The sequence below is a fragment of the Natrarchaeobaculum sulfurireducens genome (assembly GCF_003430825.1).
Taxonomy (GTDB): Archaea; Halobacteriota; Halobacteria; order Halobacteriales; family Natrialbaceae; genus Natrarchaeobaculum; species Natrarchaeobaculum sulfurireducens.
In genome coordinates this window covers 1219399-1242645 of the sequence record NZ_CP024047.1, presented here as the reverse complement: position 1 = coordinate 1242645, position 23247 = coordinate 1219399, and the positions used below count along the sequence as shown (strand labels likewise).

Sequence of the window (23247 nt, the reverse complement as noted above, 5' to 3'; positions counted from 1 at the left end):
AGGACTGAACGAGTCTATGACCGACAGTACGATCGACAACAAACCGGGCGAGGGCGGGTTCGACGTCGGCTCGAGCGCCGACGAACTGTTCGGGGAGATCGAGGACGAGTTCCTCGAGTCGGGGGTCGATCGAGCAGCGGGGGACGACGATGCTGTGGAGTCGGACGCCGAGTCGAACGATGCGACTGCGGATGACAGAGAAAACGTCGAGGATCAGACGGCCGCGGCCGTCTTCGGGCAGTTGAAAGCCGACATCGAGGCTGAGGATACAGCGGCGGTCCTCGAAGACGAGAGTCCCGAGGACATCATCGCGAGCGCCGACGAACCGGACCCAGAGCCGGACCCGATCGACGAGGACCTCCTCGCTGACGAAGAGGCGCTGACCGATCTGTTGCTCACCGGCAGAACGAAGGAAGAAGAATTCCTCTGGATCGATCCCGACGACGAATCGGACGAACCTGCCACGGATAACGACTGCGAGTCGGAATCGCTCGAGGGCGACGCTGAAGCCGGAGACTCGGCCGACGCAGAGACGACTCTCGAGTCCGAAGAGGCGGACGGTACCGATCTCGAGGAAACGGACGACTCGAACGAACCAGCTATTACGGCCGACGACAGCGACGATCTCGAGGCGGAGGACTCCGAATCCGAGACGGACGACGACGACACAGGGCCCCTCGAATCGACGGAACCAGCGCCTATGGAATCGGAAGAGTCGGAGTCCCTCGAGGCTGGCGGCCTCGAGGATGATGACGAATCCATCGACGCGACCGACGAACCCGCAGAAACCAACGGCGAATCCACAGAAGCTGCTGTTGAATCCAAAGAAACCGCCGACGAGCCTGCAGCATCTACCGAAACCGACGATTCTCGCGGTCTCATCCGACGGCTGCTCTCTGCGCTCAATCCCTTCTGATCGGGCCGGCTGTTCTCTCGGCTGATCTATCGCGCCGCCGAGCCCGTCGATCCGGGTGTCACTCGAGTCCTTCGTGACGACCGATAGGGGAGCGATGGTTAAACGCTTGATAAGTCGTTCCGAACCCGGACTCGAACGGTCGGTCGCGTCTCCCGTGATCGTGTTCAGACTGGTCGCACTCGAGCCACGCGGACATAGTCGATCGACGGGTGCCACCAGGGTGAACGGTTCTCTACCCGTTCCAGGTGTCGATCAATCGCCGTGGGCGTTGACGGTGACGACGGGCGCTGGCGAGGCACGGACGACACGTTCGGCGACGCTCCCGATGAGTTCTCGAGAGCTCCCCGTTCTACCGGCGGTCGCCATCACGACCAGATCGACGTCGTGTTCGTCGACGTACGCGAGGATCTCCTCGTGTGGAACGCCGCGGTCGACGCTCGTTTCGACGTCGTCGATACCTGCTGCGTCGGCGCGGGCTGTGACTTCCTCGACGGTGCGGCGGCCGGCATCGTACAGCGAGCCGTAGACTTCCTCCTCAGTCGCGTCGTCGAGGTCGGCGGCGAACGCGGGTGAGGACTCGACGACATACTGCGTGTGTAACGTCGCGTCGTACGTACTCGCCAGGTCGAGCGCGTGTTTCAGAGCCGCGTGCGAGCCGTCCGAACCGTCGGTCGGTGCCAACACAGTGTCGTACATACTGGAGAATGCGAGCGGGGTAACGAATCGTTTGTGGCTGATCGAACGTTCGTCGTGGAATTCACTCGTGTGCGAATCGGTCACAAAACGATACGGATAGGTGGTACTGCCCAGGTCGTCGCGACCGGGAGCTAGCCGAGGAACTCTTCGATGTGGTCGGCGACCTCTTCGGGCGTGTCGCCAACGGGGACACCGGCGTCGTTCAGCGCGTTGATCTTGCTCTCTGCAGTACCCGTTCCAGAGCCGGAGACGATCGCGCCGGCGTGACCCATGCGCTTGCCCGGCGGAGCCGTGCGGCCGGCGATGAAGCCAGCGACGGGCGTGTCGACGTGCTCGTCGATATAGGCGGCGGCCTGCTCTTCGTCCTCGCCACCGATCTCACCGCACATGACGATGGCGTCGGTGTCGTCGTCGTTCTCGAACAGCTCGAGGGCGTCGATGAAGCTCGTTCCGATGATCGGGTCGCCACCGATGCCGATCGCAGTAGTCTGGCCGATACCGCGGTTGGTGAGATTGTCGACGACCTGGTAGGTCAGCGTCCCCGAGCGGGAGACGAGGCCGACGTTCCCTTCCGAGAAGATGTTTCCGGGGAGGATACCGAGTTTGGCTTCACCGGGCGTGATGAGGCCGGGACAGTTCGGGCCGATGAGCCGAGTATCGGTTTCGGAGAGACGCTTGTTGACTCGAGCCATGTCCTGGGTCGGGATGCCCTCCGTGATGGCGACCGCGAGGTCCAGGTCGGCGTCGAGTGCCTCGAAGACGGCGTCGCCAGCGAACGCTGGCGGGACGAAGATGACCGACGTATCGGCGTCTTCTTCCTCGACGGCCTGCTGGACGGTGTCGTAGACGGGGACACCGGCGGCTTCCTGGCCACCTTTGCCAGGGACCGCGCCAGCGACGACGTTGGTTCCGTACTCCATCATCTGTTCGGCGTGGAATTTGCCTTCCCCGCCGGTGATGCCCTGTACCACGACGCGCGTGTCGTCGTCGACTAGAACGCTCATTATTCGCTCACCTCCTCAGCGTACTCGACGGCACGCTGGACCGCATCCTCGAGGGTCTGTTCGACCGTCACGAGGTCTTCGTTCAGAATCTCCATCCCTTCCTCCCAGTTGGTGCCGGCCAGTCGGACGACGACCGGCTTGGGAATCTCGTCGAACTGCTCGAGCGCCTCGTTGATCCCTTTGGCGACCTCGTCACCGCGAGTGATGCCGCCGAAGATGTTGAAGACGACGCTTTCGACGTTGTCGTCCGAGAATACCATATCGAGTGCGTTCGCGATTCGGTCGGCTTTCGCACCGCCACCGACGTCGAGGAAGTTCGCCGGTTCGCCGCCGTAGTAGTCGACGAGGTCGAGCGTCGTCATGACGAGGCCGGCACCGTTGCCGATGATCCCCGTGTTCCCCTCGAGGCGAACGTAGTCGAAGCCGTACTCGTCTGCCTTTTGCTCGAGGTCGTCGCCGGTACTCGCGGCTTCGGCTTCCATCTCGGCGAGTTCTGGCTGGCGGAACAGTGCGTCTTCGTCGACGTTCATCACGGCGTCGGCCGCGATGACCTCGTCGTCTGCCGTGACCATCAGCGGGTTGATCTCGGCGTCGGAGCCGTCCTTTTGCTCCCAGAGGTCATAGAGCGTCATAAGCACGTTCGAGACGTCACGGGCGACGGCCGGATCGACACCAGCGTCGTAGACGGCCTTGCGGGCCTGGTAGGGGTGCATCCCGAAGGAGGGGTCGATGTGCTCTTTGGCGATCGCATCGGGGTCTTCCTCGGCGACCTCTTCGATGTCGACGCCGCCTTTGGTCGAGACCATCGCGACCGGCTTGCCTTCGCCGCGGTCCATCGTGATCCCGACGTAGAGTTCGTCGGTGAAGTCGACGGCCCCCTCGACGAGGACGCTGTCGACGTGGTAGCCCTTGAGGTCCATCCCGAGAATCGAGTCCGCCGCCTCGCGGGCTTCGTCCTCGTCGTCGACGAGTTTGATTCCGCCAGCCTTGCCGCGGCCGCCGACCTGTACCTGCGCTTTGATCGCTACTGGATACCCGATTTCCTCGGCCGCGGCGACAGCGCCGTCGACGTCGGACGCCAGTTGAGAGTCCGGCGTCGGGATCCCGGCGTCGGCGAAGACACCCTTCGCCTGGTACTCGTGCAGTTTCATAGCCATTCAAACGGCCGTTCCGACCTTGCTTAAATCCTGCCAGTTTCCGCTCGCTATCTAACCCGACAGCTAGCACTCACTTTCGCCCCCTCAGCGCTCACAGAACCGCCTTACCGCCGATCCAATGCTACTGCGAAGCGGACGCTGCGCTGCTCGATCGGCCAGCCGTTCGAAAACCGACGGGGTTCGAAGTGATCTCGATATCGGACTCGTCGTTCGCCCGGTACGTCTGTCAATGCGTTTCGTCAGACGCCTGCCAACGCGTTTCGTCAGGCTTCGACGCGTACGACGTTCAGGATGATCTGGTTGCGCGTCGTCTCGATTGCCTCGATTTCACCGGCGAGAAGCAGTTCAGAATTCGGCATCGCACCGATAGCGATCGCGTCGCCCTCGTCGAACTCTTGGACCGACTGCTGGAAGCGAATCCGTGCCCGACAGGTCGTCGGGTGGTGGACGTTCGGGAAGCTGATCTCGTCGACGATCGCGTCGACGCGATCGAAATCACGAGCCAGCACCACCGTCTCGGGGTCGTCGATGTTCTCGCGGTCGAGAATATCGAACGCGGCATTCGTCGGCCTGTATCCCCCGGAGGGACCCGGAATTCCTTCGACAAGCCCGAGATCGTTGAGACTCGACATCTGATTTCTGACGGTGCGGGGCTCGCGGTCGATCTCAGCTGCGATCTCTTTTGCCGGAATCGGCGAGTCTGCTGCCTGATAGCGATTAATGAGGACTGTCAGTATCCGATGTTGGCTACTGGTCAGCTCGATCCGTCCCATATCGTCCGTGAGGGTCGTCGCCACTTTATACCATCCGTTGTTGCTACGCCGCTCGACGTCACAGGATGACGGGTGTCCACAACGCCCAAGTCGATTCGACCGCTACCGTCGGTATCGCGGATGCCCTATCGCGTCGCCCTCGAGAAACTCGTATTCGATCGCTTCGGACGGCCAATCGTCCGACGTCGAGCCCCGGTTCCGGATACGAACTCGCTTATCGACGCCTCTCGTTTTCTGGTCCGGGTCGGATCGACCGACGAACCGAGCGAGCCGTTCGACTCCCGGAGGCCGACCTGAGGTGAGGTTCTCGATCACGTGTCGGGACGCGGGGGGCCTCGTCTCGAGCCTCGAGCGTGGGCTTCGACTGCTGGTTCACAGCAACCTCTTCATCTCGCTGTCGACAGTGAGCGTCGCCGTGACGACACTAGTCCTTGCGGAACTCTCGCTCGAGTTCTTCCCACTGTTCGTCGTCTTTGCAGCGACGATGTTCGTCTACTCGAGCAACCGAGTCACGGACCTCGCGGAGGACGAACGGAACGTTCCGCGGCGAGCGGCGTTTACGAAGCGTTACGGCCGCCGCTGGCTCGCCTTCGGTGTCGGTCTCTACTTGCTGGCGATCGGGCTCGCAATCGTCGCTGGAGTCCAAGGGGCCGTCTACCTATTGTTGCCCCTCGTCGCGGCCGTCCTCTACTCCGTCATCGGAATCAAGCGCATCTTCCTCGTAAAAAACGGCTTCGTCGGCGCTGCCTGGGGTCTCCTTCCGCTCGGGGTCGGCTACTATTACAGCGTGCTCTGGAGCGTCGAGATCCTCTTTCTGGCCGGCTACGTTGCGGCGATGATCACGGTCGCGGCGGTGATCTTCGATATCAAGGACATCGAGGGCGACCGTGCGGAAGGGATCGCGACGGTGCCGACCGTCGTCGGTCCGCGACGGACTCGGCTCGTCTCGCAGGCCGCGAACGTGTTGATCGCCGCGGTCGTCGTGGGCCTCGTCGCCGTCGATGCCGTCTCTGGCACGGTTCTCGCCGTGCTCGCGATGAACGGCTACGTGGCCGCGTACATCCCGTTCGCCGACCCGGATCGTGGACCGCTGTTCTACGGGTTCGTCGTCGACGGCGAACACGTCTTTCTCGCCGCGGTCGTCCTCGGCCTCGAGTGGCTCGTCTGGTGAGCGGTCCAGCTCGCGACTGCGGCAACTCCGGGGCCTGCGTTTGTCGTCGGGTCGATCAGCCTCCGCGGTCGGGGCGCACTTTCCGCCCGTCGATCAGTCCCTGTCGGTCTCACTCCAGTCGCAATCCTGGCACTTCCAGCCGGTGACGAACGCAGTAACTGACGGCATGTAACCGACTGTCAGGACGTCGCCCCCACAATCCGGACACGCCCGGTCGGCGTCCTCGATTGTGTCGGCCTCCATAACGGGCTCGCCCTCGATGCGTGCTGCGAGGGAGTCGGCGGTGACCATGCGACCTTGAACCACGCGATTTTCGCTCACACGACGGATTCGGGGTTGCAGCCGCCTAAGCGTTTCCCAGCTCGTGGGCGCGGTCATCATAAGCTGGCAAAGCCCACAACGATCAGGTTTCCCTCACTTGCAGGCGCGACCAACGCGTCGGTCGATGGGGCGGTCATCGACGGGTTTCAGGGCTGCGATCTGGTGAACTACACAGCGTATTACGAACTCTCTGTCCCGTAACGTGGCCGTCTTCGTGCTCGAAGATTGCATCGAGTGCTGCCGTCGCTCATTGGTCGTAAACCGCTCGAAAAGTGCTCGTCTGGGAGTGAACCCGATGCAACGCCTCGCTATCGCTCGGCGTTCCGTGCTTCAAATCCAGAATGGGATTACTGTGGTTCACGAATTTGTTCGACACAGAAATGCTCCGTCTGGGATTTGAACCCAGGTCATCGGCTCGAAAGGCCGAAATGATTGGCCGGACTACACCAACGGAGCGTTCACTTCGTTCACGCACCGAGCGTCGACGGATCCCATCCGTCTCCCCAACGGAGCGTACATACCCTTCACGACGGACCGCGTCCGTCTCACCGTCAGGGCGTACTCAGTCGTTGCCGTGGCCTAGTAAAAAACGTTCCGTTCCGAGTCCGTAGTGGGACGTGCTCACGTACCCAGACTCGGTTCGTTCATCCGACACGATCGACAGCGAGTCCGAAGCTCGATCACCCGCCATCTCAACGTTTTTCTCCCCGGGGTACGACCGGTCGGCCATGAAATACGTCCGTTTCCGAGACCCAGCCGGTGCCGTCCGTCGCGGCGAGTACGAAACCGGTACCGTCCACTTCGCGAATGAGAGCTACGATCTCGAGGACGACGCGATCGACGTCCTCGCGCCGTGTGACCCCTCGAAAATCGTCTGTATCGGGCGTAACTACGCCGACCACGCCGACGAGATGGGGTCGGATGTCCCGGATCGTCCGCTGGTCTTTTTGAAGGGGCCCAACGCGGTCGCGAGCCACGGTGACACCGTCACCGTCCCCGCGGGGAAAGACCGCATCGACTACGAGGCCGAACTCGGCGTCGTGATCGGCGAGCAGTGCCGTCACGTCCCCGAAGACCGAGCGATGGAGGTCGTTGAGGGCTTCACGTGCGTAAACGACATCTCGAACCGCGACGACCAGCGCCAAGAACAGAACTGGATCCGCGGGAAGGCCTTCGATGGTGCAGCCCCGCTCGGCCCCGTGCTGGCGACGCCCGACGAAGTCCCCGCGGACGCCTCGGTCCAGTCCCGCGTCAACGGCGAGCGCAAACAGGACGGCTCCCGCGAGCAGCTGATCTTCCCTATCCCCGAGCTGATCGCCGAGATTACGACCTACATGACCCTCGAGCGCGGCGACGTCATCGCCACCGGCACCCCCGAGGGCGTCGGTCCGCTGTCCGACGGCGACACCGTCGAGATCGAGGTCGAAGGCGTCGGCACGCTCGAGCACACCGTCCGAATCCCGTAGCCCGTCGATCGAGAACTTGGTGATGGCTCTCTCAGTGAGACCACGGTGAAAGCCCCGAGCGCCCTCGAGGGCTGCGGCTCGCTGTGCTCCTCACTCCGTTGCGGTGCTTGCGTCGCCTCGCACCTCGAGGCCACTCGCCCCTTTCATTCCCGCCCGGCGGTGGTTGGGTGGGGTTGCTGGAGGGCGGTGGGGTGGTCGAGTCGGTGCGGACGGCCCCCACTCGATCTCGACAGGACCTCGCTCGAGTGTGAACAGAAATTCACTCGACCGTGAACAGGTGCCCCTCCGTCGGTACGTCGAACAGTCCGACGCGCGCGCCCGCGTCGAGCCAGGCGTGGCCGTACGAGAACGCCGCCAGCGCGTTGACCGGGTCGTCGTTCTCGCGGAAGTGCCGGCCGTCCTCGAGATACGATTCGGCCATCTCGTAACACTCCGCCGCGGCGTCGGCCAGCGGAGTATCTGCTCGCGGGGCGACCGTCGCCTCCTCGAGCGCCTCCGCGAGTAGGTCTCCGTATCGGTCCGTCTTCTCCTCGAGATCCGCAGCCATATCGGCCCCTCGTCGCCGTCGGCCGTAAACCCGTCGCCAGCGGGCAGGTCGCACCGGTCGGAACGATGCTGATCGGGTGGGACAGGACCGAACAGGACGGCAACTATGAAAAAACGTGACGAACTGTCGATAACTCTGCAGGGAACGCAAGTCGTATACAGCCCGTCTCCGTATGCGTGGACATGACCGACGAGCCACGCGTCGAGATCTATACCAAGGAGAACTGCCCCTACTGCGAGAAGGCCAAGGACCTCTTCGACAGCAAGGGCGTCGAGTACGTCGAGTACAACGTCACTACCGGGGAACGAAGTTCCCCGAACCATTCGAGCGGGCAAAGCCCGCGAGAAGACGGCGACGACGACCTGTTCGCCGAGATGGTCGACCGAGCAGAGGGTCGGAAAACCGCCCCCGAAGTGTTCGTCGACGGCGACCTCGTCGGCGGCTGGGACGACACCAGCGCGCTCGAGGAGTCGGGCGAACTCGACGAGAAACTCGGCCTGGTGACCGACGGCGGAGACGAGATCGTCGAACACCGAAAACTGATTATCGCCGGGACCGGGATCGCGGGCCTGACAGCCGCGATCTACGCCGGCCGTGGCGACAACGAGCCGCTGGTCATCGAGGGTGATGAACCCGGCGGGCAGCTGACGCTGACGACTGACGTCGCGAACTACCCTGGCTTCCCGGAGGGGATCAGCGGCCCCGAGTTGGTTAACAACATGAAAGAACAGGCCAGGCAGTTCGGCGCCGAGCTGAAAAACGGCATCATCGACTCGGTCGACGCCGACCAGCGGCCGTTCCGCGTCGAGTTGACCAACGGCGATGTCTACACCACCGACGCGATCATCGCCGCCTCGGGTGCGAGCGCGCGCACGCTCGGCATCCCCGGTGAGGACGAACTGATGGGCTACGGGCTCTCGACGTGTGCGACCTGTGACGGAGCGTTCTTCCGCGGCGAGGACATGCTCGTCGTCGGCGGCGGCGACGCTGCCATGGAGGAGGCGACCTTTTTGACGAAGTTCGCCGACACCGTCTACATCGCCCACCGTCGCGAGGAGTTCCGCGCCGAGCAGTACTGGGTCAACCGCGTCAACGAGAAGGTCGAAGACGGCGAAATCGAGATCCTGAAAAACACCGAACTGCTCGAGGTCCACGGCTCCCAGGAGGAAGGCGTCGACTACGTCACCCTCGTCGAAAACGACAAGGGCCACCCGACGGACCGTCTCGAGGACCCCGAAACCAACGAGTTCGAGTTCGACGTCGGCGCGGTGTTCCTTGCCATCGGTCACACGCCTAACACCGACTACCTAGAGAGCACCGGTGTCGAGATGGACGACGAGGGCTACCTGCGGACCCAGGGCGGCGACGGTGGGGGCCAGACCGAGACTGACGTCCCCGGCATCTTCGGCGCAGGCGACGTCGTCGACTTCCACTACCAGCAAGCCGTGACGGCCGCTGGCATGGGCTCGAAGGCGGCGTTAGACGTTGACGAGTATCTCGAGGATCTCGAGCGCGCGTCGGCGACTGGCGAGACCGAGGCGACGGCGGCAGACGACTGAGTATCTCGAGGGCTCGCTTTCGTCCGGGATCACCTCTCGAGTGAGGTTGTCGACTGTACTGGTCGGTACACGTGACAGTCTCGACCGAAATACTAACTTGAGTGGAATGTAAGGTTGACGTGTGGGGCAGTCCCACGTGGCGTTCCATTCGCGAACGCTTGTCATGTGACGCGCCGGGCCGAACTTTCGGGTAGGGCCAAAGTTTCTCTCCCGGCGTTTTTCCATCCGGCATCCCAACTAGATCGCGCTCGAGGAGCCACCCCTCTTTTCCATCAGTGCCGACGGCGAAGTCCGAGTCCGACAACCGCGAGTATCGTACCGACAGTGACGGCCAGACCGAACCCAGAGATACTGTCCCCATCTGTCGTCTCTACGCTGTCATCGTCGGCTTCAGAGAGTGTCATCTCGACCGACGCTGCCTCGTCAGTCGCGATATCAACAGTCTCGTCACTTGGCTCGTAGCCGTCAGCTTCGACGTGGATCGACTGTTCACCAGCTGGTGTCTCGAGTTCGAACTGGCCGTCGTCGCCGGTGGTAGTCGCCGCGGACGAGCCCACGATGTCGACGTCGATTCCAGCAAGGGGGTCGCCATCGTCGTCAGTGACCGTTCCCTCGAGCGTTCCCGTCTCTGGTGGTGTGAGTTCGCCAGCACCAGTCAAGAGCTTCTCCTCGAACGACTGGCTCAGGTCAGCAGCCGTTTCGAGTGACTGCGCCGCCTCTTCGATGTCCTCACCGCCGAGGGTTCCGTAGTCGTCACGGAGCCGATCAGCTTCCGCACGAGCCTCGTCCGGGCTCGAGACGTCGTTTGCAATCTTACCGAGGGGCGTCTCCTGTGCCCGGGCGTTGATCTCGTCGACAACCGCGTCGAACATCGCTGCCTCGAGCGCTGCCGGTGTCTCTCTGAGCCGGTCGGCTTCGACCTCCGCTTCGTCCCAATCGGTCGCGTCGACCTCATCCACCAACTCGAGATCGTCGGCGTTTTCGATTCGCTCGTTGATCGTCTCGATATCAGCGTTAACGGCCTCGATCCGTTCGTCGTTGACGTCTTCGACGACAGTTTCGTCGAATTCCTCTGCAGCTGCCGTTGCCGGTGCAAGCCCGAGCAGCCCTGTGACCAAGAGTACAGCTACGAGCGCGGCACATCCTCGCCAATTATTCATGTAGGAATCATCTAGTGGTGTGTATAAATAGATTTCCGCATAGTGCTGATGGATTATTTATGGTTCTAAATAGTTTACAACTATTTGGGAGTTTTGTGACGATCGCCGGTAGCTATCGATCACGAGTTGTGTGTGGGAAACGCTCGAGCACTATCGCTTCCTACCGGGATGAATCGACCAAAAGAAAATCCGTGTTGTCGAAAGCCGGATCTATCCGGCAGCTTAGTTCTGGCGGCGGAGTGCCAGCATACCGGCGGCGATCAGCGCGAAGAGCGCAACGGCGATGCCGAAGCCGGGGACGCCGTCGTCCTCGGTCTCGGGTTCGTCGTCGTCATCTTCGTCGACAACGTCGTCGTCGGTGGCGTCGTCGTCAGCGGCGTCATCGTCTGCTTCGTCGTCGTCTGCTTCGTCGTCGTCAGCTGCGTCATCGTCTGCCTCGTCGTCGTCAGCCTCGTCGTCCTCTTCGGGCGCTTCGTCGTCGACCGATTCGACGAAGATGCCGTCGGCGTCACCGATGGAGCTGCCACCGACGCGGAAGTCGATCGCTGCTTCATCGTCTTCGGAGCGGTCACCGAAGTCGAAGTGTTCGGACTCGAAGGCCCCGTCAGAGTGGATTTCGGCGTCTTCAGTGGACAGGAAGCTGTCCGTATCGCCAGCGTTGGTGATGCGGAGGTCAGCGTCCGAGCCGGGGGCGACGTTCGTCTCACCGGTCACGACAGCGTCTTCGGCGGTCTCGAGCTGGACGTTGTCGTCCGCGTCGAGGTTGTCGAAGTGGACCTCGGGGTCCTCGAAGGTGAACGTCGTGGAAATGCTCTGGGTCGAGTCAGCCTGGAAGTACGGGAAGGCTGCGTCGCCAGTGTCACCGTCAGCGCCACCGAAGACGTCACGGTTCTCGTCGTCGTCGATGTCGGCGAAGTTGAAGCGGTCGTCGCTGTCCGTCTCGTACTCGATGTCGACAGTGAAGTCGTCGCCATCGTCGAGCGAGCGGTCGAACGGCTCGTCGTCGGTGTCGACGATGACGTAGAGCATGCCTTCGTCGTTGTCGACGAGGACGTAGACTTCGTCGTCGTCAGCGCCTTCGAGGTCGAGTTCGTTGGCGTCCTGGTTGCCAACGGCATCGTCTGCCTCGACCTCGAGCGTGACACCTTCACCCTCGAGTTCGGTCAGTTCGTAGAGCGTCGCGGAGTCGAATCCGTCGTCGTCAACGATGGGGTCGAAGCTCCCCTCGAGGTAGGTCATCATGCCGTAGATACCGGACATCTCGGCTTCGATGACAAGCTGGTCGTCGATCGCGACGTTCTCGCGCTCGGTCAGTTGCTCGGCGAGTTCGGCGATCTCGTCGTATTCGTCAGCGTCCTCGCTTGGGCCGACCCACGTGGTGACCTCGCCCAGACCGGGCTCGATCAGGTCGAGGGTGGCGTAGCCGATCTCGTCGTCGACGTCGGACTCGCCGTCCTCGGCGATGAAGTAGCCGTTCTCGTCGACCACGAGGTCGTAGTCAGCGGGCTGGAGCGGGCGGACGAGCTGGTCGAACGGCGTCTCGTCGTCGCTCGAGTCGATCAGATCGAGTTCGTCGAGGTAGCCGATGAAGCCATCCTCGAACTCATCGTTTTCCTCAAGGTCGCTGTCGTCGAAGAAGCGTGGCTGGTCGTCGGCATCGTCGAACTCGTAGTCGCTGTGGATGAAGCTCTCGACGATGTCGTCCTCGGAGTAGACGACTTCGTCGTTGGATGCGTTTTCGGTGCCGATGGTTCGGGTGTTCAGCCAGAAGGTGACTTCGTCGTCCGTGCCGCCGTCATCTTCGACGTAGAAGATGTCGACGAAACCGGCGTCTTCGTCACCGAACTGGACGTACGCGCTGTCGGTGTCCTCGAGTTCGACCGTGAACTCGACGAGGTCACCGGCAGTCTGCGTGTAGACGCTCTGGTCGAAGTTAACCGAGGCGTCGGAGTCAGTGACGGTGATGTCCTGGCTGACCGCCGCTTCGGTGTCAGTCACTTCGAAGTCGAACGTGTAGTCACCGTCGTCGATGTCGGTAAAGTCGACTTCCTCTTCGCGGTCGTTGATACCGACGAGTACGACCTGTTCATCAGCATCGTCCTCGTCCTCTGCGAATGCGAAAGCGAGGAACTGGTTCTCGGCCTCGAGCGCGTCGAGAACATCATCAAGATCATCATTGCTATCGACACCGAAGACGCCGTCTTCGTCGGCATCAGCGATGGCTCCGACGATGTCATCGTCGACAATGGGGTTGTCGTCAGCGCCGAACGTGACGTTGTCTCGGACGTCATCGTCGAGGTGGATCTCTTCGAGCGTCTCGTTGTTGATAAGGATGCTCAGGAGTTCTTCTTCATCGAGGTCGCCCTGGGCACTCACGTTGAGCGAGTAGGTGCCACGGTCGGAGTCGATGTCGAGGTCGGTCGTGGCGTCAGGACCGTCGTCGGTCACTTCGTCGTCGTCGAAGGCGACGTCGAGGTCCTGGATGGTCACCTCGAACGTGTCTTCTTCAGCGGGCGAAGACTCGAGGTCGCCGCCACGGATGAAGAAGTCACCGGCGTCGAGATCGCCTGTTTCGATCTCAACGGCGCTCACTGACTCTCCATCGATCGTGTGATCTTCGACATCGAGCTCCTCTTCGAAGCTACTACTGTCGACTTGACCACTATCGAAGGAGTCGACGGATCGAAGTTGGTAGTCGTTATCTTCGTCAATGAGGTCACCGACAACGTAAACGTCCTGTCCCTGGAAGACAACGCTCACGCTCTCGTTATCCACATTGACGTACTGCAGGTCATCATCGTCGTATGGTTGGGTGTCTGCTGCCGCCGAGCCCGCAAACGCTGCGGACATCGCGACGACAGAGAGGACCATAATCGCGGCCAGGAACACGGCGCGTCCCTTTTCGCGGATCGTTGGTTCGCTTGTCATGTGTTGTGTGTTAGGTTCGTGTTTCGATTGGTTGGCGCACTGTACGCTGGGGTAATCCCAGCTTACAGACCGACGAACTCGTCGTGGGGACCAGCGTCGGTCTTCCGGGTAGGGGTATCCCTCCGTTGGCCTGAACTCGGTATAAGCTTTCTGTTATTCCTACCAATCTGAATATGGTTTGTAACCCACGCTTGCTCTAGTACTAGTCGGAGGCTAGAAAACCTATACCGATCCTAAAGCCGATAACCTAATTTTACTCGAGTGCCCCAACAACCCCTACCCATATATATTCAAACCATACTAGTTGGGAAACTATAGTGTCTTCATATATTAGACTGTTGGCTAACAGGGCCTGTCTCGCCGTGCTCGCTCGATACCGAGCAGTAGCGCCGCTGGTCGATCTGGCCTGCACAACAACGGATACTACCTTCCAGAAGTCACTGAAGCGCATTCGCCGGACGGGTACAGCGAATTCTCATACTCGTGCTGTCCGGCAGTCTGCCCCGACGACTATGCGGTGTTGGGTTTGTATACCTGGGACTCGAGTAGCCCCTCGAGCCCATTCCGAACGCCCTCGAGACACACCGTTGATTCACAGGTCGACCGGCGAAGCATGGCACCGGACATCGTCGTTACCAGCGTTTCGGCCACGCGTTCGGGGTCACACTCGCGGAACGTCCCGCGGTCGATTCCTGCACGGATCACGTCGGCAGCGTAGCCGACGAACACTTCGTCGCTTCGGGTGAAGTGTGCGCGGTAGGCTTCGTCGTGGACCGCCTGTGAGCGAAGTTCGACCAGCGTCGAAACGAATCGACGCTGTTCGGACGGGACGTCGCCGAGCCCCCAGCCGACGAACTCCTCGAGTCGGCCACGAGGATCTTCGAAGTCAGCCTCGGTGAGCTGGGTTTCGAAGTCTTCGAGCATGTAGCGCAGACACGCGAGGACGAGGTCGTCTTTACTGTCGTAGTGGCGGTAGACGAGCGAGGGACTTTTCTCGAACTCCTCGCCGATGGCACTGATCGTCAGATTGGCATAGCCACGCTCACACAGCGTTCGGTAGGTCGCCGCGAGAATCTGCTCGCGGGTGTCCTCGGGGTCGACGAAAAAGTCGTCACCCATCGGAGAGTCCCTCGCTGGCTCTATTCGGGTTCGTTCCATCCGCCGGTCTGTTTCCGACGAAGAACCCACCGTTGTACACCCATGGCATACTGGTCGTCACGAGGCACCTCCGTATAAGCGATGTGATTGAACGTTCAATCACAAAAGCTATAGCGCGTTCGACACAGTAACCGACAATGAACGAGTTCTCTCGTGATATGTTTGCCCGACGCTGTTCTTTAGGGCAATCGCGTGTTACCGGACTCGAGCGGTATCGTCGGAACACGGGCAGAGGTGGCGACTGTGGGCGTTGACCGCCGACTGCTACTGCTAGGAGTGGTCGTCGCCGTCGCAGTCACCGTTGTTATGGGTGCACCGGTCGCTCTCGCTGACGACGATGATGTAGACGTCGGTGAAGAGCTACAGTCAAGTGGCTCGGGGAGTTCCGGCGAACTGACCCGTGGTGAGCCTGCCGTCGACGCGACTGTTCCACAAGCCGAGATTACCGCTGGCTCAGAACAGAACGTCGAAATTCAGGTGCAAAACGAGGGCAATATCCGACTCGGAACACAGCGCGACCGTGTCACGCCTGCACGCGGCGTGACCGTCGAAGTCGTAGACGAAGGGCCGTTCGACGTCACCTCCGGCACCACGTCACTCGGCACGCTCGACGAACAACAGACGGCCTCGGTCGACCAACGGATCAAAGCACCGGAGGACCTCGAGCCCGGTGAACACGACATCACGGTCGAGGTCAGTTACTCCTATACCTACCAGGTGTCGGATAACAGTCGCGTGACGACGGAACGGACTGGCAGCGAGACGATCGATCTGACCCTCGAGGTGCCCGACGAGCCCCGGTTCGAGATTAGCGACGTCGTCACAGATGTCGAACCCGGCGGCGACGGCCCGGCGACCCTCGAGATCGAGAACGTCGGCTCCGAAGCCGCGAGTCAGACCCGCGCGACGATCACTGGCGGCGGCGGTGTCACCGTCGACGGCGAGACGGCCGAGGAGGTCCTCGGTGACCTCGAGCCCGGCGACTCGACGGCGGTCACGGTGGACGTCGATATCGCGGAGACGACGAGTCAGGGCGAAAAGCCCCTCGAGATCGCCTTTAGGTACGATGACGAGGCAGGCGTTCAGGTCGGCAGTCCGGATGAACCCGCACAGGAAGAGGTGGCGAGTCTCGCGCCCGCGCCGGAACAGACGTTCTCCATCTCGAACCTCCAGGACACCCTCGCGGTCGGCTACGACGGCGTCGTCACCGGCGAGATCGAAAACGACGGGCCGCGGACGGTCGACGATGGCGTCCTGATCGTCGAACCCACGACTGACTCGCTGTTCGTCGAGGATACCCGCTATGCGCTTCCGGAGTTGAGCCCCGGCGAAACGACGGAGTTCCGGTTCCCCACCGACGTCAGCGGCCAAGCTGACGCCGGGCCGCGACAGCTCCGGTTTACCGTCGAGTACGGCGCTGGTGACCGGTCGACGCTCGAAGACGGCCCCATCTCCGAACGGGTCGTGATCGACGACCGAGCCGACGAGTTCTCGATCACCGCCGATGAGATCCGCGTCGCCCAGGGCGACCTGACCGAGTTTACCCTCGAGATTACCAACGAGCGCTCGGAGACGCTCTCGAACATCGACGCCCGCCTCTATGCCGACAGCCCGCTCGATACGGACAACGACGAAGCGTTCGTCTCCGAACTCGAGCCGAACGAGTCGGCCGAGATCACCTTCGACGTCTGGGCCGACCAGGATGCGACGACCGAGACCCATCCGGTCGAACTCGACTTCGAGTACGAAAACGAGCGAGGTGACGAGGTCCTCTCGGACACCTACACGCACCCGATCGAGGTCGAGTCCGGCGGCGACGACGGTGGCCTCAGCATCGTCGGGATCCTCGTTCGAGTAGGGGCAGTTCTCACGGCACTGGGTCTCGGTGCGACCCTCTGGTGGCGGCTGCGGTGACGACGACGCATGACTGATCCTGATCGGTTCGCGGCCGACGATTCCGCAGGCTCCGACTCGAGCGGTGAGCTCGATCACGAGCAGGCGGCAACGCCAACCGATGGCGACGATCCGTTCACTCGCCGGATCAATCCCCTGATCAGGACGCGGCCGTGGACGATCGTTGTCGTGTTCTTTCTGGTGACGGCGCTCTTTCTCGGCGGTGCCCTCGCGGGTGGCGGCGACCAGGAGGCGGGTGCGGATCAGTTCACCGACGACTCGCCCGAGCAGGAAGCGTTCGACGACATCCAGGAGAACTTCGAACGTGGCGACCGAGCCAGCGGTGGGACGAGCGCCCAGCTCGTCGTCGAGGACGACCGAAACGTCCTCTCACGATCGAGTCTGCTGCGGATGCTCGAGTTCCAGGACCGCGTCGAGACGACCGAGAGCCTTCGAGTCGAATCGACGACGAGTCCGGCGTCGCTCGTGGGCCAAGAACTCGACGAGAACGCGACGACGGCCGAACGCCAACACCGCGAGGTCGAACGCGCCTCTCAGCGACAACTCGAGGCGGCGATCGCCGACGCCGACGAGTCGGCGGGCCTGCCGGTGAGTACCGACTTCAACCGGGAGGCCGCCTCGGCTAGCGTTGCACAGATTGCGATCACCTACGATACGCCCGTGTCGGCTGGCGATGAGACACACGCGCCGCTTCAGTACGAAACCGCAGCGATCGCAAACGAGATCGACGGCTTCGATACGAGCGACAACGTCGTCGTCTTCGGCGATGCGATCCTGAGCGAAGAGACGGTCCAGTTGCTCGGCGATACGGCGATCGTCGTCTTTCCGGCCGCACTGCTGTTGATCCTCTTTTTCCTGCTGGTGGCCTACCGCGACCCGCTCGACCTCGGGTTAGGACTGGCTGCACTCGTGATGACGCTGATCTGGACGTTCGGCTTCATGGGATTCGCGAACATCCCCTTTTCCGACGCGTTGATCACCGTCTTCCCGCTGTTGCTCGCAGTTGGGATCGACTTCGGTATCCACATCATCAACCGCTATCGCGAGGAACGCGCTGCGGGGGCCGCCATCGGCGACGCGATGGGGATCACGACGAGACAACTCACTACGGCGTTTCTGATCGTCACGTTGACGACGGTGTTCAGTTTCGCGGCGAACCTCGTCAGTTCGATGGAAGGACTCCGTCACTTCGGCATCGTCGCCGCGTTCGGAATGATCTTTACGTTTCTCATTTTCGGCGTCTTCCTCCCTGCCGGCAAGGTCGGTCTCGACCAACTCCGCGAGGGGACGCGATTCCCCAGTTTCGGAACCACTCCGCTCGGCAGCGAGGAGTCGGTGCTGGGGCGAATCCTCCCCGTCGGCGTGAAAATCGCACAGGTTGCCCCTGCTCTGTTCCTCGTGACGATCCTCGTCGGCAGCCTGGGCGCGGCAGCGTACGGTACCGGTGTCGACACCGAATTCGATCAAGAAGCCTTCTTCCCCGATCAGGACCGAATCGACCAGTACCAGCATCTCCCCGGTCCGTTCGCCCCGGGCGACTATACCTTCATCACGTTCCTCGACTACCTCGAGGAGGACTTCGAGGAAGGATTCGATAGCTCAGTAACGATCTACGTCGAGGACAGAGACCTGCGGTCGGATCGAGCCCTGACGGAGATCGATCGGTCGCTCAAGGACCCGGACGACGCGTTCGAGAGCGAGGACCGGCGAGCCGACGCGGACACGATTCTGGACGTCATCGACGACGGGGCCGAATCGGATCCCGAGTTCGGACGGACCGTCGAACGCTACGACTCGAGCGGCGACGGCGTCCCGGACCGGGAGGTCGATCACGTCTACGACGAACTGTTCGACTCGGCGGCGAGCGACCAGGCTGCGGACAAACTCACCACCGACCGCAGTGCGACCCGGATCGACGTCACCGTCGACGTCGACGCCGAACAGGACGAGGCCGTCCTCGCCGCCCGGGAGTACGCGGATCGGATGGACCTCGACGCGACCGCCACCGGCCAACTCGTCATCTTCGAGTCCGTCATCGACGACACCCTCGAGTCGTCGATCAACAGCCTGATCGTCGCGTTCGTCCTCACGACCGTCTTCCTCGTGCTTTCTTACTGGTGGCTCGAAGGACGGGCGATATACGGCGTGATCAACGTCGTGCCGGTGCTGGTGACCGTCGCGTTGCTCGCGGGCTCGATGCGGTACTTCGACGTTCCGCTGACGCCGATCAACGCGCCGATCCTGTCGGTGTCGATCGGCCTCGGCGTCGACTACACGGTCCACTTCATGCACCGGTTCGTCGACGAGTTCGAGGGCGGCAAGGACGTCCACGAGGCCCTGCTCGTCACCGTTCGCGGGACCGGCGGCGCCCTGACCGGGAGCATGCTCACCACCGTCACCGGGCTGGGCGTCCTCTATCTCGCGCTCATCCCGCTAATCATGGAGTTCGGCCTGCTGCTCGCCCTCGGCGTTTTCTACGCCTGGCTCACCTCGCTACTGGTCGTCCCCTCGACGATCGTCGTCTGGCAGCGACTCGAAGAACGCTTTGGCACCGCCGGGTTCGACCCCCGAAGCTGGCTCCCGATCGATGGCCGCTTCTCGCGATAACGCCGGAGGCGACGCCGAAATGGCACACCTTCAAGACCGTTGACTCGAACCCACGGGTATGCGACTCGAGGAGTACTGGGGCGTCGGGCCGAAGACGCGGGCGCTGCTCGTCGAGCAGTTAGGTCGAGAGCGAGCGATCCGGGCGATCGAGGGCGGCGACGTGCGAGCGCTCTCGGAGGCCGGTCTCGCCCGGGGGCGAGCCACGCGAATCCTGCGTCGAGCGACCGGCGGCGACGGGATGGAGGTACTGGCAACGAGCGACGCGCGCGCCGCGTACAAGGACCTGCTCGATCTGGCGGTCGAACGCGCCGTGACGGATCGGGCGGCCGACCGAATCCGAGTGCTCACGCCGCTTTCCGACCGCGACGCGATGGAGGACCGCCTCGACGATGTCCTCGCGGCCCGGAACGCCTGGGCCGACCTTCCCGAAGCCGACCGCGAAACCGTCCTCGAGGCATACGAGCGCTACGACGAGCGTGACGAGAGCGAACACGCCGCCGTCGAGGCCGCACTCGCCCTCCTCGAGGCTGGTGTGGACTCGGGGCCGTTCGCAACCATTGCTGAGCTAGAGCGCGACGGGCTCGTCGAGGCAGCCGACGCCCTCGCAGCACTCGACGACGGCCGCGTCAGGGAGGGTGCGGACGACGAACTCGACCGGCTTCGAACCGGCCTGGGAACCGTCGAGGACCTCGACGCGAACGCGCTCGAGGTGATCGAGGAGTTGCGCGCCGACGGCGTCCGCGACGTGGCTGGCTTCCGTGATGCCTTCGAGGACCGCCTCGTCAGCGAGACGGCTGTCACGATCGAGGGAGTTCGGGAGGCGATGCCGACCGATGCGACCGACGCGACGGACTTCGTCGCCGGAACCGTACGAACGCTCAGACAGGACCTCACCGAGGCCATCGACGAGCGTGAAACGGCCGTCGCGAGCGACCTCGAGGCGACGCTCGAGGAGCGCCGGACGGCCGTCGACCGGGCGGTCGAAGCGGTCGACGACATCGCGTTACACCTCTCGCTGGCTCGCTTTGCACTCGCCTATGACTGTACGCGACCGACGTTTGTCGGTGGGGACGACGCCGCGGTGTCGATCGTCGAAGCGCGAAACCTCACGCTCGCTGCCCAGCACGACGGGCCGGTCCAGCCCGTCACGTACGCCCTCGGTGACCACGCGGTGACCGACGTCCCGACAGACGTCGAGACACCTCCGGGACACGAACGCATCGCCGTGCTCACGGGGGCTAACAGCGGCGGGAAGACGACGCTCCTCGAGACCTGCTGTCAGATCGTCCTGTTGGCGATGATGGGACTGCCCGTCCCGGCCGAGCGCGCCGAGGTGACGCCCGTCGACTCGCTGGTCTTTCATCGCCGCCACGCCAGTTTCAACGCTGGCGTCCTCGAGTCGACCCTCCGTTCGATCGTGCCACCGCTTTCGGCTGGTGGCCGGACGCTGATGCTGGTCGACGAGTTCGAGGCGATCACCGAACCTGGCAGCGCTGCCGACCTGCTGCATGGACTCGTGACGCTGTCGGTCGACCGCGACGCACTCGGGGTGTTCGTCACCCATCTGGCGGACGACCTGGAGCCACTGCCGCCGGAAGCGCGTGTCGACGGAATCTTCGCCGAGGGCCTCAGCCCGGACCTCGAGTTGCTCGTCGACTATCAGCCACGGTTCGACACGGTCGGCCGGTCGACGCCGGAGTTCATCGTCTCGCGCCTCGTCGCCAACGCGAGCGACCGACGCGAACGGGCTGGCTTCGAGACGCTCGCCGAGTCGGTCGGCCACGATGTCGTCCAGCGAACGCTCGCCGATGCCCGCTGGAACGAGCCACCCTCGAGCGAGTGACCGTCCGTCACTCGTCTTCCTCTTCGTAGACGTACTCGTCTAACTCAGCCGGCGTGACGAGCTCGAGGTCGCCGTTTGCCACGTGGTCGGCGAGGTCATCCATCGTCTCCTCGACGTTCTCCGCGGAGTCGTCCTCGAGTCTGACGGCACACAGTGCGGTGATGCCGCCGACTTCGGCCGTTCGCTCGAGCGCTTCGCGCGCCTCGTCGGGGTCGGGGTCGACGGCGCGCTGTCAGAGCAGCGGGTTGGCCGCATTTCCCTGGGTCGGGAATCGGCCGACGAAGCCGTGATTCATCAGATCACCTAAGCCCGACTCGAGCGGCCACGAGTCGGCCGCCTCATCGTGTGGGGGTCGGTCGATGCCACGCGTTGGACGACGCCCGTGGTCGTTCGCCGAGTATTCGTGGCTGCCTGTCATTTTCCGCTGGCACGGAACCTATACTGATCATCGCTCGATCTCGATTTCGACGGCGTCACCAGTGAGTCGGGCTCGCCGCGTCGAGGATCCCGACAACGCGCCGGGTCGATGCCCCAACCAGCCAGTCCGTCCACGCCCGTCCCGTGCGGACGACAGCCGTGTTAGTCTGCATCCGGACTGTCCACCCCCCGATACGAGTAGACGACGGCACCCCGTTTCTCACACAGCCGTGATTCGAGGTAGGACCGTGCCGCCCGACGCGTGAGGGAACCCATTTCGACGACGTCTCCGATCGTCGTCTTCGTCGCGCGAAACCACGTTTTGATAGCCCGATCGTCTTCGGGGCGACTCTCGAGGATCGCGCCGCGGCCCTCATCGCGTCCGTCGCCCCACTCGAGCCAACAGACGCGAAAGGCGTCGACCGCGTACCCGGAGTCGGGCGAGACGAGATAGAGCGCCTCGTAGATACAGGGATCGAGGAAATCCGAGAGGATACGATCTCGAGCGACTGAATCCGCGAACAGGCCAGCGTCGACGGCTCCGTTCGCCAGCGGCGACGCCGGGCCGATCGCGTCGATCAGCGAGAGGTCCTCACCGCCCCAGTGGCTGTATCGGAGGTCGTACAGTCGATCCGGGCGCTGATAGGCGACGAGGGCTCTATGGCCCATCGGCCCCTCCACGCTGTCGTGTGTCGTCGATCGGCGGGCGATGAGGAACGTCGGTACGGACGGACATCGCTGGCACTGGTCGCCCGTCCGTACTTGAACCTCCGGACGGCGGCGACCCTCGGTCGGCAAAACGCCGAATATCCTTCGGACCGTAGCCCGACTCGAGCCGATGGGAACGGCATACGACGCAGTTCTGTTCGACAACGACGGCGTGTTGACCACGCCGACGGACCGTACCGTCTTGGTCGACGCGATGCGTGAGGCCTTCCGAGCCGTCGGCATCTCCGAACCGACGGACGACCACGTCCAGACGCTCGTCCGTCCGACCGTCTCGTCGCTCCGACAGATCGCAACCGACCACGGCCTCGAGCCGGAACGGCTCTGGCGTGAGCGCGAGCGAGCCGCAATCGACGCCCAGCTCGAGCAACTCAAGAGCGGACAGAAACGTCCCTACCCGGACGCCAGTGCGCTCGCGGCCATCGAGACACCGACCGGGATCGTCAGCAACAACCAGCACGAGACGATCGAGAACATCCTCGAGTACACCGACGTCGGCGGGTTCGACGTCTGGTACGGCCGAGAGCCGACGCTCCGAGGTATCGAACGGAAGAAGCCACGGCCGTACTACCTCGAGCAAGCGATCGCCGAACTCGACGCCTCGAAGCCGCTGTACGTCGGCGACAGCCAGGTCGACGTCGAGGCGGCGAACGCCCTCGGAATCGACGCCGCGTTCGTGCGACGTGATCACCGACTCGACTACGCGCTCTCGAACGATCCGACCTACGAGATCGAATCGCTCGAGGCCGTGCCGGAGCTTCTCTGAGCGGTGAATCCGTCTCGCTCGCCAGACCGGTGACCGACCGTCGGGAGAGGGGGACCCACCATCACTCCTCGAGCGGCCGAGCTGAAGCTACGGGCGGTCGTTCCCTGCTGATCACGGT

General features: G+C 62.9%; 19 protein-coding genes and 1 tRNA gene. 8 read left to right on the top strand and 12 right to left on the bottom strand.

What is annotated here, in order from left to right; translation table 11 throughout:
• Positions 1–16: 16 nt before the first annotated feature.
• Positions 17–916: a midas domain-containing protein gene (locus AArc1_RS07260; RefSeq protein ID WP_186336661.1), complete on the top strand. Its 900-nt coding sequence runs from the start codon at positions 17–19 to the stop codon at positions 914–916.
• Positions 917–1168: 252 nt separating this feature from the next.
• Here AArc1_RS07260 and AArc1_RS07255 read toward each other — a convergent pair whose 3' ends face one another.
• The 4 genes from AArc1_RS07255 to AArc1_RS07240 form a co-directional block, all read right to left on the bottom strand.
• Complete coding sequence (locus tag AArc1_RS07255) at positions 1169–1612, bottom strand: universal stress protein (RefSeq protein WP_117365810.1); 444 nt, start codon at positions 1610–1612, stop codon at positions 1169–1171.
• A 131-nt stretch (positions 1613–1743) separates the two neighbouring features.
• Complete coding sequence (gene sucD, locus AArc1_RS07250) at positions 1744–2616, bottom strand: succinate--CoA ligase subunit alpha (RefSeq protein WP_117363741.1); 873 nt, start codon at positions 2614–2616, stop codon at positions 1744–1746.
• On the bottom strand, positions 2616–3767 hold the full coding sequence (gene sucC / locus AArc1_RS07245; protein WP_117363740.1) for an ADP-forming succinate--CoA ligase subunit beta: 1152 nt from the start codon (positions 3765–3767) through the stop codon (positions 2616–2618). Before sucC ends, sucD begins: the two co-directional genes overlap by 1 nt.
• Before the next feature lie 269 nt (positions 3768–4036).
• Positions 4037–4546 carry an Rrf2 family transcriptional regulator gene (locus tag AArc1_RS07240; protein ID WP_117365809.1) on the bottom strand — a complete coding sequence of 170 codons (510 nt, stop codon included), beginning with the start codon at positions 4544–4546 and terminating at the stop codon, positions 4037–4039.
• Between the two features lie 298 nt (positions 4547–4844).
• On the opposite strand from AArc1_RS07240, the gene AArc1_RS07235 reads away from it, so the two are divergent.
• On the top strand, positions 4845–5717 hold the full coding sequence (locus tag AArc1_RS07235) for a UbiA family prenyltransferase (protein ID WP_228442406.1): 873 nt from the start codon (positions 4845–4847) through the stop codon (positions 5715–5717).
• Between the two features lie 93 nt (positions 5718–5810).
• Here the strand turns inward: AArc1_RS07235 and AArc1_RS07230 are convergent, their stop codons facing one another.
• Together AArc1_RS07230 and AArc1_RS07225 are read right to left on the bottom strand one after the other, a co-directional pair.
• Complete coding sequence (locus AArc1_RS07230) at positions 5811–6038, bottom strand: DUF5795 family protein (protein WP_117365807.1); 228 nt, start codon at positions 6036–6038, stop codon at positions 5811–5813.
• Between the two features lie 381 nt (positions 6039–6419).
• A tRNA-Glu gene (locus AArc1_RS07225) sits at positions 6420–6494 on the bottom strand.
• 272 nt (positions 6495–6766) lie between these two features.
• On the opposite strand from AArc1_RS07225, the gene AArc1_RS07220 reads away from it, so the two are divergent.
• On the top strand, positions 6767–7504 hold the full coding sequence (locus AArc1_RS07220) for a fumarylacetoacetate hydrolase family protein (RefSeq protein ID WP_117363739.1): 738 nt from the start codon (positions 6767–6769) through the stop codon (positions 7502–7504).
• A 259-nt stretch (positions 7505–7763) separates the two neighbouring features.
• Here AArc1_RS07220 and AArc1_RS07215 read toward each other — a convergent pair whose 3' ends face one another.
• Positions 7764–8051: a DUF357 domain-containing protein gene (locus tag AArc1_RS07215; RefSeq protein WP_117363738.1), complete on the bottom strand. Its 288-nt coding sequence runs from the start codon at positions 8049–8051 to the stop codon at positions 7764–7766.
• Between the two features lie 182 nt (positions 8052–8233).
• Here AArc1_RS07215 and AArc1_RS07210 point away from each other — a divergent pair, with 182 nt between their 5' ends.
• Positions 8234–9610 carry an FAD-dependent oxidoreductase gene (locus AArc1_RS07210; RefSeq protein WP_117363737.1) on the top strand — a complete coding sequence of 459 codons (1377 nt, stop codon included), beginning with the start codon at positions 8234–8236 and terminating at the stop codon, positions 9608–9610.
• Between the two features lie 272 nt (positions 9611–9882).
• Here AArc1_RS07210 and AArc1_RS07205 read toward each other — a convergent pair whose 3' ends face one another.
• From AArc1_RS07205 to AArc1_RS07195, 3 genes are all read right to left on the bottom strand, one after another.
• A complete protein-coding gene (locus AArc1_RS07205) occupies positions 9883–10770 on the bottom strand; it encodes a carboxypeptidase regulatory-like domain-containing protein (RefSeq protein ID WP_117363736.1) in 888 nt (295 codons plus the stop codon).
• 222 nt (positions 10771–10992) lie between these two features.
• Complete coding sequence (locus AArc1_RS07200) at positions 10993–13698, bottom strand: BGTF surface domain-containing protein (RefSeq protein WP_117363735.1); 2706 nt, start codon at positions 13696–13698, stop codon at positions 10993–10995.
• Positions 13699–14208: 510 nt separating this feature from the next.
• Positions 14209–14817, bottom strand: coding sequence for a TetR/AcrR family transcriptional regulator (locus tag AArc1_RS07195; protein ID WP_117363734.1), 609 nt, complete (start codon positions 14815–14817; stop codon positions 14209–14211).
• 282 nt (positions 14818–15099) lie between these two features.
• On the opposite strand from AArc1_RS07195, the gene AArc1_RS07190 reads away from it, so the two are divergent.
• The 3 genes from AArc1_RS07190 to AArc1_RS07180 are packed head-to-tail and all read left to right on the top strand — an operon-like array spanning position 15100 to position 21220.
• Positions 15100–16770, top strand: coding sequence for a COG1361 S-layer family protein (locus AArc1_RS07190; protein ID WP_228442405.1), 1671 nt, complete (start codon positions 15100–15102; stop codon positions 16768–16770).
• A 9-nt stretch (positions 16771–16779) separates the two neighbouring features.
• Positions 16780–19377, top strand: coding sequence for an efflux RND transporter permease subunit (locus AArc1_RS07185; RefSeq protein WP_117363733.1), 2598 nt, complete (start codon positions 16780–16782; stop codon positions 19375–19377).
• A 58-nt stretch (positions 19378–19435) separates the two neighbouring features.
• On the top strand, positions 19436–21220 hold the full coding sequence (locus AArc1_RS07180; RefSeq protein WP_117363732.1) for a MutS-related protein: 1785 nt from the start codon (positions 19436–19438) through the stop codon (positions 21218–21220).
• A gap of 232 nt (positions 21221–21452) precedes the next feature.
• Here AArc1_RS07180 and AArc1_RS07175 read toward each other — a convergent pair whose 3' ends face one another.
• Entirely contained in the window at positions 21453–21638 is a 186-nt protein-coding gene (locus AArc1_RS07175; RefSeq protein ID WP_117363731.1) for a hypothetical protein, read from the bottom strand.
• 161 nt (positions 21639–21799) lie between these two features.
• A complete protein-coding gene (locus tag AArc1_RS07170) occupies positions 21800–22306 on the bottom strand; it encodes a DUF6735 family protein (RefSeq protein ID WP_117363730.1) in 507 nt (168 codons plus the stop codon).
• A gap of 169 nt (positions 22307–22475) precedes the next feature.
• Here AArc1_RS07170 and AArc1_RS07165 point away from each other — a divergent pair, with 169 nt between their 5' ends.
• Positions 22476–23129 carry an HAD family hydrolase gene (locus tag AArc1_RS07165; protein WP_117363729.1) on the top strand — a complete coding sequence of 218 codons (654 nt, stop codon included), beginning with the start codon at positions 22476–22478 and terminating at the stop codon, positions 23127–23129.
• The last annotated feature ends 118 nt before the right edge of the window (positions 23130–23247 follow it).